This window comes from Telmatospirillum sp. J64-1 (genome assembly GCF_006980715.1).
GTDB lineage: Bacteria > Pseudomonadota > Alphaproteobacteria > Rhodospirillales > Magnetospirillaceae > Oleiliquidispirillum > Oleiliquidispirillum nitrogeniifigens.
In genome coordinates, this window is the sequence record NZ_SBHN01000020.1 from 101,268 (window position 1) to 111,910 (window position 10,643).

The 10,643-nt window shown below is 65.9% G+C and carries 8 protein-coding genes; 2 read left to right on the forward strand and 6 right to left on the reverse strand.

Annotated features, from left to right (window positions below; translation table 11 throughout):
* The first annotated feature begins 174 nt into the window (after nt 1-174).
* Nucleotides 175-2,436, forward strand: a complete 2,262-nt coding sequence (locus EPD66_RS17945; RefSeq protein WP_142849882.1) for a S8 family peptidase — start codon at nt 175-177, stop codon at nt 2,434-2,436.
* 62 nt (nt 2,437-2,498) lie between these two features.
* Here EPD66_RS17945 and EPD66_RS17950 read toward each other — a convergent pair whose 3' ends face one another.
* From EPD66_RS17950 to modA, 6 genes are all read right to left on the reverse strand, one after another.
* A complete protein-coding gene (locus tag EPD66_RS17950; RefSeq protein WP_142849883.1) occupies nt 2,499-2,927 on the reverse strand; it encodes a DUF4383 domain-containing protein in 429 nt (142 codons plus the stop codon).
* Between the two features lie 28 nt (nt 2,928-2,955).
* A complete protein-coding gene (locus EPD66_RS17955; RefSeq protein WP_142849884.1) occupies nt 2,956-3,933 on the reverse strand; it encodes a superoxide dismutase family protein in 978 nt (325 codons plus the stop codon).
* A gap of 140 nt (nt 3,934-4,073) precedes the next feature.
* Nucleotides 4,074-6,563 (reverse strand): cation:proton antiporter, encoded by a 2,490-nt coding sequence (locus tag EPD66_RS17960; RefSeq protein ID WP_142849885.1) that lies wholly within the window; start codon nt 6,561-6,563, stop codon nt 4,074-4,076.
* Nucleotides 6,564-6,670: 107 nt separating this feature from the next.
* The gene (locus EPD66_RS17965) at nt 6,671-7,783 is read right to left on the reverse strand and encodes an ABC transporter ATP-binding protein (protein WP_142849886.1); all 1,113 of its coding nucleotides are present in this window, start codon (nt 7,781-7,783) and stop codon (nt 6,671-6,673) included.
* On the reverse strand, nt 7,776-8,450 hold the full coding sequence (gene modB, locus EPD66_RS17970) for a molybdate ABC transporter permease subunit (RefSeq protein ID WP_142849887.1): 675 nt from the start codon (nt 8,448-8,450) through the stop codon (nt 7,776-7,778). Before modB ends, EPD66_RS17965 begins: the two co-directional genes overlap by 8 nt.
* A gap of 6 nt (nt 8,451-8,456) precedes the next feature.
* Complete coding sequence (modA, locus tag EPD66_RS17975) at nt 8,457-9,239, reverse strand: molybdate ABC transporter substrate-binding protein (protein ID WP_142849888.1); 783 nt, start codon at nt 9,237-9,239, stop codon at nt 8,457-8,459.
* A gap of 236 nt (nt 9,240-9,475) precedes the next feature.
* Between modA and EPD66_RS17980 the strand changes: the two genes are divergently transcribed.
* Complete coding sequence (locus tag EPD66_RS17980; protein WP_185961486.1) at nt 9,476-10,366, forward strand: ABC transporter substrate-binding protein; 891 nt, start codon at nt 9,476-9,478, stop codon at nt 10,364-10,366.
* Nucleotides 10,367-10,643 lie beyond the last annotated feature (277 nt).

Below are 10,643 nucleotides of genomic sequence, written 5' to 3' on the forward strand. Positions count from 1 at the left end.
AGGCTAGAATGGCAGCCGATAGGACAGGTCCCCGTCCCGCCCTCGCGCATTGCCCGATCCGCCGGATCGATGGCTTGGACACGCCCCTTTCGTAAGCAGAAGTTAACTAAAAAGGTCTAAAATACCTTTATTGGTTAACCTTTTCTTAGGCAAGCGGGCATGGACAGAAAGGGCGTGAGCAGATGGGGTCTGCTCCTGGCGCTAGGGGGAGTCGGCTTGGCCGGTTGCGGCGGCGGTGGAGGAGGCGGATCGGGCGGCGGCCCTGTCGTCAGCAATCCCACGCCCCCGTCTCCGCCGGCGCAGGGGCAGGTCAAGGCCGGTGCCCCACCGAGCAGCTTCGAGACAGCGGAATACCGCCGCAACTGGGGACTGGCGACCGTCGGCGCCTCCGGCGCCTACAGCTATGGGGCGACCGGCGCCGACACCACCGTCGCGGTGATCGACAGCGGCATTGCCACCGGTCACGTGGATTTCGCCGGTGCCATTCATGCCGCCAGCAGGGACATGCGCAACGACCGCACTCCCTCGCCCGCGCTTGACGACGCAGGCGGGCACGGCACCATGGTGGCGGGCATCGTCGGCGCCCGCAAGAACAGCGAAGGCATGCATGGCCTAGCCTTTGAAAGCCAGATCATGGCCCTGCGGGTGGATGCGCCGGGCAGTTGCGACACGCGCTGTTCCTTCCTCCATTCCGACGTCGCCCGGGCGACCAGCCATGCCGTCGCCAATGGCGCGCAGGTCCTGAACTACAGCATGGGCGGCAGCGGCAATATCAGCACCAACCTGAAGACGGCCCTGTCGCAGGCCGCCGCCGCCGACCGCATCCTGGTCTTCGCGGCGGGGAATTCCGCCAACAGCGAGATCGACACCCCCGCCAGCTTCGTCACCGATCCGGCGGCCCGGGGGCTGGGAATCGCCGTCGGCGCGGTGGATTCCAACCTGAACATGGCCAGCTTCAGCAACCATGCTGGCGAAGCCATGGAATATTACCTGGTGGCACCGGGCGTATCGGTGCGCACCACCAACAAGGATGGCGGCTGGTCCAACGGCAGCGGCACCTCCTTTGCCGCGCCCTATGTGGCCGGTGCGGCGGCGGCGCTGCATTCCGCCTCTCCCTGGCTGTCTTCCCGCCAGGTCGTCGACCTGCTGCTGACCACTGCCGCCGATCTGGGCACCCCGGGCATCGACCCCGTCTATGGCCGGGGCTTGCTGGACCTGAATGCCGCGCTGTCGCCCCAGGGAACCCTGTCGGTGCCGACCGGCGACAACGTCGCCGATGGCGGGGAACTCCTGGAACGGAGCGGCATCCGCCTGGGCGCGGCTTTCGGCGATGCCATGGCGGGAAGGCAATTGCAGGCCGTCTTCCTCGACGGCTACGACCGCCCCTTTGCCTTCGCCCTGAACAGGGCCACGGCACGCCGCGCGCCGCAGACGGACCTGTCCGGCTGGCTGTCCGGTGAGACGGTGATGCATCCCGGGATGAGCCTGGGCTCCTCGGGCGGGATGCGTCTGTCCTTCCGCGACGACCCGCTGCCGGATGCCGCCTTGACCGAACCTGGAAAACGAACGCAGGGACCGGCATTCGAACGCGCCATGGTCGCCGGCGAGGCCGGCGGCATGGGATTTACCGCCAGCCACGGCTACGGCCTGAATGCCCATATGGGACTGGCCGCCATGGGCCAGCATCAGGCGGGAGTCCTGCTCAGCCACGATTCCTTCGCCTCGCCCTATCTCTCCCTCAGCAGCGACGGTCAGGCCCTGTCCATGGAACGGGCGGCCGGGAACGGCGTGGCCCTGCGCTACGGCTTGAGCAGCGGCGAACTGGGACGCATGGCCCATATGGGCGAGATTTCCAAACGCTTCGATTCGGGCACAACCATCTCCGTCCAGATGGGCGGATTGGTCGAGCACGGCAGCATCCTCGATTCCGCCGGCGATGGCGCCTTCTCCATGGGCGGCCGCGCCGACACCCAATTCGCCGGTGTTACCGCCTCGGTGCCGCTGGGGGATGATGTGGAAGTCTTCGGCAACTGGACCACCGGCTGGACCGATGCCTCCCAGGCCGGAAACGGCCTGCTGCGCAACTTCTCGGGCATCCGCAGCCAAGCGATGGGGATCGGTCTTGCCAAGTCCGGCCTCATCGACGCCCGCGACCGCCTGGCATTCGCCCTGTCCCAGCCGCTGAAGGTCGTCTCAGGCTCGGCCGTCGCCCATCTGCCGGTGGGCCGGGACATCGAGGGCAATATCCTTCGAGAAAGCCATGTCGTCGGCCTGCGCCCCAGCGGCACCCAGACCGATGCGGAAATCAGCTGGCATCTGCGCGCAGGCCCCAAGGAAGAACTGACGCTGAACCTGATGACCCAGTTCCAGCCGGGCCATGACGAAGATGCCGCCCCGGAATTCCTGGGCGGCATCAAATATCAGCTGCAATTCTGACAGGATATTTCCTTCGACCTCGAACAAAGCGGGCCGGACCTCTCCGGCCCGCTTTTTCCGTTTCAGCGCGGCGGCGTGATCGCCGAACGGTCGCGGGCCGAGGTGGCCCAGCCGAAATAGGCCGCGGCAATGGCGGTGACAGCATGCAGCCAGATGTCATGGCCGAACAAGGGCGCCAGGCCGAAAACGGTGCGCAGGCCGGGAATCAGCCCCATGATGACGAACAGGCCGAAGATCACGGCCAGGCTGCGCGAGAAGGCGCGGGCGTTGCTCCAGCTCCGCCAGGCCAGGATGCCCCAGACACCCAGTGCCAGATGGATCAGGTTGTGGATCACGTTGACGGGAAACAGGCCGAAGAGCAGGCCGTAGCCTGCGTTGATGGCCAGCGGAGGATGCCCGATGGGCGCCGTGGTCAGGCCAGGAACGAAACCCAGGATGCCGACGATGAGATAGACGACGCCGATGGCGAGAGCGAAGTAACGCGTCTTCATGACAAAGCCTCCTTCGTGTCTCCGTGTCCTATTGCGTTCCTGGCTCTATGACACCGCAGGCGATACGGTCGCCCGAATGGCCCGAGGGATCGGTGAAGTAATCGTCAGGCCCGGCATGGATCATCAGCGCGGCGCCGTCCCCGTCCCGCAGCGGGTATTCACCACCCGCCAGACTCACGCCATAGGCAAACAGGTCGGCATAGGCGTGGCCGCCTTCGGCGACGATCAGGTTGGGCAGGTCGCCCAAGTGATACTGCTCGCGCTTGAAGCCGTGCTCGGCGCCGGTCGGATTGAAATGCGCCCCGGCAGTCTGGAAATCGGGCGGGTCGCAGCGTCCGGTCTCGTGGATGTGGAAGCCGTATTCCCCCGGCTGCAAATCGATCAGCCGCACCTGTAGCAGCAGGCCCGAGGGGGTGTCGATCAGCGCGACATTGCCCAAGGGCGTACCATCGCCAGTGCGCATGGGAACGATCATGTCGGGCTGGTCGGAAGCAGCAGCCTCCTGATCATCGGCCGGGGCCTGGGCCACTTCCTGGCCGGGCTCGGCGGCGGCTCCCTCGCCGGCGGGCGACTCGCCCACTTCGGGGGCCGTCTCCTGTTCCGCCGGTGCCTCCGCGCCCTCTCCCCCGGCTTCCTGGCGCAGATAGGCGATCACATCCCGCCGCTGCTGTTCATTCTTCATGGCCGCGAAGGCCATCCTGTTGCCGGGAATATAGCCCCGGGGATCGGCAAGATATGCGTCGATGGTCTCTTCGTCCCAGACGATATCGGCATCCCGCATGGCCGGAGAATAATTGAAGCCTTCGACGGCACCGGCCTCACGCCCGAAGACGCCTGCCAGGCTGGGGCCGACCCTATGCTGGCCTTCCTCCAGGGTATGACAGGCCATGCAGCGCCTGAAAACCGTCTCGCCTGCTGCCGGATCGCCCTCTTGGGCAGCTGCAGGGACGGCCAGCCCTGCGGCCATGCCGGTGACCAGCACGGCCAGCCATGGATTCCTGCTCATGCCAAACCTCCCAATAGACCACTTCGCGGAATGAATGAACCTCCCAAGGGAAGGACAATGCTTCATTCCAACAAGAGTGCCCCCGGCCTTGTTCGCAGGCGCAGGGGGATGAGAGAAGGCCTATGCGGAGGGATTAGAACTCAGGCCGGCATCGACACATTTTGCGCCGCACGATGGGCGAAGGTGCGCATGATCTGTTCCCGGATGGCCGGTTCCGACTGGAGAAAGTGGTCGAAATCGGCCTGGTCCAGCTTGAGCAGCTGGCAATAGGTCAGCGCCGTCACGTCGGCCACCCGGCGTCGGCTTTCCATCAGCGCCATCTCGCCGAAGAAATCGCCGCGCCCCAGGCGCACCTTGTGTTCGGGCAAGGCTACCTCGACCGCGCCCGAAGAGATGAAATATACGCCGTCGCCCCGCTCGCCATGGCGCACGATCACCTCGCCCGGCACCACGAACAAGGGGCGCAGCAGCCTGGACAGGCGCTTGCGCTGCTCGGACGACAGGCCCTGGAACAGCACCACCTGATCCAGCATCTCCTCGGTGTTCAGGCGTAGGTCCAGACGCGGCCGTTCGCTCTGTATCTGGGATGCAAGCTGCACGCCCTGGCGTAGGCTTTCATGCAACTCCTGCCCCAGCAGCCCCTCGCGGCGCAGGCTCTCGTAATGAGTCATCTCCATGCGCAGCCCGACCTGACGCAGGAAACGCCGCTCCAGCGCCTCGGCATAATCGGGATATTGCAGTTGCAGAGCATCCAGCGCCTTGGCGGTGGCGGTGGCGCGGGCGTCCAGGATTTCGCCGATGATCTCGGACATGCGCTGGCCGAGCAGGCTGCGCAGGCGCTGTTCGTTGTAGCGCTTCAGCTCGGACAGGACGAGACGCAGCGTCAGCAGGATTTCGAAACGGTCCGCCACCTGACGGGTCAGGGGACGGTCGATGCGCAGCCGCCGGTGCAGGAAGTGGGCGACCTTGAAGGGACGGCGGAATTCCAGTTCGACGCGGGCGGCACGGTTATAGCCGACACGCCCGTTGGCGCGTGCTCCTTCCACCAGCCGCTCGGCATGGCGCAGCAGGCGCGTACCCACGGCCGGGGAGATATAGCCATGGCCGTCCAGGATCAGTTCCTTCTCGCGGTTGGCAAGAGCCAGCAGGCCCACATTCAGCCGCTCGCGTTCGGACAGATTTTCCTCGATCGATCCCTGGGCCGCGACCTTGGACACGCGCTCGTCATAGCGCTTGAGCACCGCCCGAACGGTGGTCGGTTCGATCTCGAAGCGCCGCCCAACCTCCTGCACACCGTCACGCACATCGGCCAGCGCCAGGGCGAAGACCTGGTTCCGCAGGCCCTGGTCCACCGGCGACAGGCGATCCAGCCCCAGCTTGCGGATCACAAGGCGCAAGGTGGTGCCGTTGACGAACAGGGTGAACAGCACGAAGCCGGTGGCCGTCACCGCGACGAAACGCTTGATGTCGGGGGACAGGACGGTGCTTTCGGTCACTGCCAGCGCCAGCGCCAGGGTCACCGCGCCCCGCAGCCCGCCCCACAGGATGGCCCCCTTATAGGCATGACTGACCTTTTCCGACAGACGCGCCAGACTGAGGAAGGGCAGCAGCAGGAAGATGACCGCTGCCCGCGCCAGCAGGGCCAGGACCACCACCGCCAGCACCATCGAGACATCGAGCCAGCTCACCGCGCCCAGCAGACGCGGCACCAGGATCGAGGCCAGCAGGAAGACCAGAGACCCGGCCCAGAAGGCGACCTGCTCCCACACATTGTGCAGGTGGTTCCAATTGTCCGGGCTGACGCAGGAACGTCCGAAGGCGCTGACGGTCAGGCCGACGACCACCACCGCCACCACGCCCGACACCCCCAGGACCTGATCCCCCAGGATGAAGACCAGATAGGGCACGGCCAGGGTCAGCGTCGCCTCGGCCGCCTTGCTGCCGCCCAGGCGCGGCAGGGCCAGCAGCAGAATCTTGCCCCCCACCGCCCCCAGGGCGATGCCGCCCAGGAAGCTGACCGAGAAGCTGACCGCCCCCTCGATCGGATCCAGGCTGCCGCCCGAGACCAGAATGCCCAGCAGCAGCGTGAACAGGGCGATGGCGGCGGCATCGTTGAGCAGGCTTTCGCCCTCGACCAGCCGGGTCAGGCGGGCCGGGGCGCCGATATCGCGGAAAATGGCGACCACGGCGCCCGGATCGGTGGTGGCGACGATGGAACCCAGCAGCAGACAGGCGATCAGCGAAACGCCGAACATCCACCACAGTCCGAAGCCGATCACCCCGGTCGCGACGATCACGGCCACGACGGCCAGCAGCAGGATCGGGGCGGCATCTTCCATCATCCGCCGCACATCGATGGTCAGCGAGGCCTGGAAGAGCAGAAGCGGCAGGAAGACGTAGATGAAGGTCGCCGAGCGCAAGGGCAGATCGACGAAGGGCGCGACAAGGCTGTTGAAGGCGTCGGTGAGAGGCGTGTGATAGAGGAAACCCGCCACGAAACCGATGGCCACGCCGACCGCGGCCAGCAGCACGCTCGGCGGCAATCGCATACCCGCGGCCACAGGCTGGATGAAGGCGACCACCGCCAGCAAGCCAGCGATCACCAGGGTAATCATCGCAATGTCGGGCAAGGGCCTCTTCCGCGGTCAGCCATGAGCCAGGACCGCAATGTGGCACAGTCGGCGGTTCTTTTCACGGGGAATCAGCAGCGGAAAAAAGAGGAGCCGCAGCCCCTCCTTCAGGAAGAAGGCGGCATCAAATGGATACCTTCGGAGAGCAGAGAAACGGTCACGTCCACCCCCGGCGCAAGGCCGTTGCGCTGCGCCACATGCAGCGGCACGGAGAAGACCAGAGGCAGGGATTCCCCCGGCACGGAAACGGTCAGGCGCACCGCTTCGCCCAGTACCAGAACGTCCGACAGGAGGCCCGTCACGGGATTCTCCTTCTCTCCCCGCGACGGCCGGTCCCGCCGATGCAGCAGGATATGCGAAACCGGCACGCACCAGGGCAGCCGGGTGTCCGGCGCGATATCGGTCCGCAAGGGGATTTCCAGCCTGTGGCCGCACCAGTCCAGGATGCTCCGTCCCCGCTCCGGTTCGTGGCCCAGCAGGCGGCCCTCGAACAGGTTCCGCATGTCCGTTAGGCGGGCGACCTCGGGACTGGCCGGGCGGGTCTTGACCTCCAGGGGCGAGGCGCATTGCAAGGTCCGCCCACGATGCAGAATGCAGAGATAGTCGGCCAGGACGGAGGCCTCGTCCAGGTCGTGGGTCACCAGCAGGATCGGCATTCCCAGCGAGCGGCGAAGTTCCGCCAGTTCCACATACAGCCGCTCGCGCGTGGCGCGGTCCACCGCCGAGAACGGCTCGTCGAGCAGCAGCACCTTGGGATCGCGGGCCAAAGCACGGGCCACCGCCACGCGCTGCTGCTGGCCGCCCGACAATTGCCAGGGACGGCGCTGCTCCAGCCCCTCCAGATGCACCGCCGCCAGCAATTCGCGGGCGCGCTGGGCCCGTTCCGCCGCCGGGCGATGCTCCATCGCCGCCATGATGTTGGCCAGGGCGGTCATATGCGGAAACAGGGCGTAATTCTGAAAGACCATGCCGATGGCCCGGCGGCGCGGCGCCAGACACAGACCGGCCCGGCTATCCAGCCAGACCTCGCCGCCCACCGCGATGCGTCCTTCCTGCGGGCGATAGAGACCGGCGACGGAACGGAGCGTGGTCGACTTGCCGCTGCCCGACGGCCCGACCAGGGCCAGCACCTGCCCCGCCGGGCAGTCCAGCGCCACGTCCAGCGGGATCGGGCCAAGCTGGCGCAGGCGGACGGACAGGCCGGGTCCGGGCTCACCCATGACGCCGCCTCGCCGCCGCCCGGTTGCCCAGGACGTAGCTGATACCGATGGTCACCAGGGAAATCAGCAGCAGCAGCGCCGACATGCGCCCCGCCGCCTCGTCGTCGAAGGCCTGCACCCGGTCATAGATGGCAATGGCGACCGTCTTGGTCTCTCCGGGGATGCTGCCGCCGACCATCAGCACGACGCCGAATTCCCCCAGCGTATGCGCGAAACTCAGCACCATGGCGGTCAGGATGCCCGGCCAGGCCAGCGGCAGTTCGATCCGCGTCAGCACCCGCCAGGGCGCCATGCCGCAGCAGGCGGCGGCTTCACGCACCTCCGGCGGAATGGCCTCGAAGGCCCGCTGCATGGGCTGGACGGCGAAAGGCAGGTTGACCAGCACCGAGGCCAGCACCAGCCCCTGGAAGGTGAAGACCAGGCCATGGCCGAACAGGGACTGGTAGAACTGGCCCAAGGCGGATTGCTGGCCGAAGCCCACCAGCAGGTAATAGCCGATCACCGTGGGCGGCAGGACCAGCGGCAGGGCCAGCAGGGCCTCGACCACGCCCTTGCCCCGGAACTGCCTCCAGGCCAGGAAGCGGCCCAGGAAAATGCCGATGGGCAGCAGGATCGCGACCGTCCAGGCCGCCAGTTCCAGCGACAGGCGAAGGGCGACCCAATCCATCGGCGTCTAATCCGCCTCGGGCAAGGTGAAGCCGTAGCGGTCCAGCACCTCGCGCCCCGTCGGCGACTGGACATAGGCGTAGAAGGCTTCGGCCACCGGCCCGGCCTTGTTGGTCAGCACCATGCGCTGGCGCAGGGGTTCATGAAGCTCTTCCGGAATCAGGGCGTATTGGCTGCGGCCCGCCAGTTGCGGCCCCAGGGCCAGGGAATAGGCCGCCATACCGCCCTGGGTCGAGCCGGACAGGGCGTATTGCCCGGCCTGGGAGACATTCTCGCCCAGCACCAGCAGGGGTTCCATCCGTTCCCACAGACCCTTGGCCTGCAAGGCCTCGCGGGCCGCCTTGCCGTAGGGGGCATGATCAGGATTGGCGATGGCGAAGCGCTTCAGCCGCCCGTCCTCCAGCGCCGCCGCCAGATCCTCCAGGCTGCCATCCGCCGCCAAAGGCGAATTCGGGGGCAGCAGCAGGACTAGGCGGCCGATGGCGTAAAGCACGCCCTCGTCCCGCGTCAGGCCCTGGCGCGCCAGTTCCAGCACATAGCTTTCATCGGCCGAGAGGAACATCTCGAACGGCGCGCCCTGGGCGATCTGGCGCTGGAAGTTTCCAGACGAGCCGAAGGAGAGCCGCACCGCCTGCCCGGTTTCGCGCTGGAAAGCCTCGGACAATTCCGTCAGCGCGAATTGCAGGTCCGAGGCCGCCGCCACGACCGGCGCCTGTTGCGCCGCCGCCGGGGCCGACAGCCCGACCGAACACAGGAATGCCAGCAGCAAAGACCGGGCCTTCCCCCACATCGTCCCCTCCAGCGCTATATTCACCGATGCACGACGCTACAAGCTATACAGGCTTTCCGGCCTGCGCACCAGAAGATGAATACCCTGCCCGGCCGCAATTCCCCCTGCGCACAAAGCGGCAATTTGCAGAAAAAGAGAGATTAAGGGGTTCTCCCTCGCATCGCATCATGCTAACGATAATTAATCTTACTATCCGTCCCGAGAGGCCTTCCAGCCAATTTCCCGGTGGAGCACCCATGTCGTTCAGAAAGTCCTTTCTCGCAGCCTTTGCCCTTTCGGCCGTCTGCCTCAACCCCCTCCCCGCCGCCGCCGACATCACCATCACCGACATCGTCGGCCGCACCGTCACCTTGGAAAAACCGGCTGAACGCATCCTGCTGGGCGAAGGCCGGCAGTTGATCGCCCTGTCACCCATCGAACCGGATATCGGCAACAAGATCGTCGGCTGGCTGGGCGACCTGCAACGGCTGGACCCCGCCTCCTATCAGCTTTACCGCGAGAAATACCCGAACCTGGACAAGGTCCCGCAGGTGGGCGTGACCAGCGAGGAAACCTTCTCGGTGGAGAAGGCCCTGTCGGTCCGTCCCGACATCGCCATCCTGAGCGGCGGCCACGGCCCCTCTTCCGATTCCACCGAAACCATCCGCCAGTTGGAAGCCGCCGGCATTCCGGTGATCTTCGTCGACTTCCGCAACAAGCCGCTGGAAAACACCATCCCCAGCCTGAAGATCATGGCCCAGGCCCTGGGCCGCGAGGCGGAAAGCCAGGCCTTCATCGAATTCTATGAAAACCGCATGAAGCGGATTTCCGACCGTCTGGCGGCCCATCCCGACCTGCAGCGCCCGAAGGTGCTGATGGAAATGTTCGCCGGCAGCGAGGATTGCTGCGGTTCGCCCGGCCGGGGGAATCTGGGCGAGTTCATCGACTTCGTCGGCGGCCACAATATCGGCGCGGATGTCCTTCAGGCGCCGCTGGGCCCGATCAGCCTCGAATACATCGTCAGCCAGAATCCCGAGGTCTATATCGGCACGGGCTCCTCGCAGGCCGCGCGCGGCGTGGTCCTGGTCGGCGCCGGGGTCGAGGAAGAGGCCACCCAGGAAAGCCTGAAGAAGGCCATCGCCCTGTAGCGCGGCGGCTAATTTTGGACTGACAGACACTTGATTTTGGACTCTCTCGGAGCCGTTAGAACAGGGGTTTGAAGCCCTCTTCTAACGGCATTTTTTGTGCCGCCGCCGCTGCCCTCTTGACGGTTTGGACGCAGTAGAACATTAAGGGAACATCTTGTTCTGTTGCGGAGCATCGCCATGGCCAGGAAGACCCTCTATATCTGCCAGCCCTATCTCCTGGAGATGGGCAAGTCCGAGAAGCTAAAGCCCGGAGTGGCGATTACGCCATCGACCAAGG

Coding starts and splice junctions, on each gene's coding strand:
- EPD66_RS17980 (WP_185961486.1), top strand. CDS start 9,476: ATGTCGTTCAGAAAGTCCTTTCTCGCAGCCTTTGCCCTTTCGGCCGTC.
- EPD66_RS17950 (WP_142849883.1), bottom strand. CDS start 2,927: ATGAAGACGCGTTACTTCGCTCTCGCCATCGGCGTCGTCTATCTCATC.
- EPD66_RS17955 (WP_142849884.1), bottom strand. CDS start 3,933: ATGAGCAGGAATCCATGGCTGGCCGTGCTGGTCACCGGCATGGCCGCA.
- modB (WP_142849887.1), bottom strand. CDS start 8,450: ATGGATTGGGTCGCCCTTCGCCTGTCGCTGGAACTGGCGGCCTGGACG.
- EPD66_RS17965 (WP_142849886.1), bottom strand. CDS start 7,783: ATGGGTGAGCCCGGACCCGGCCTGTCCGTCCGCCTGCGCCAGCTTGGC.
- modA (WP_142849888.1), bottom strand. CDS start 9,239: ATGTGGGGGAAGGCCCGGTCTTTGCTGCTGGCATTCCTGTGTTCGGTC.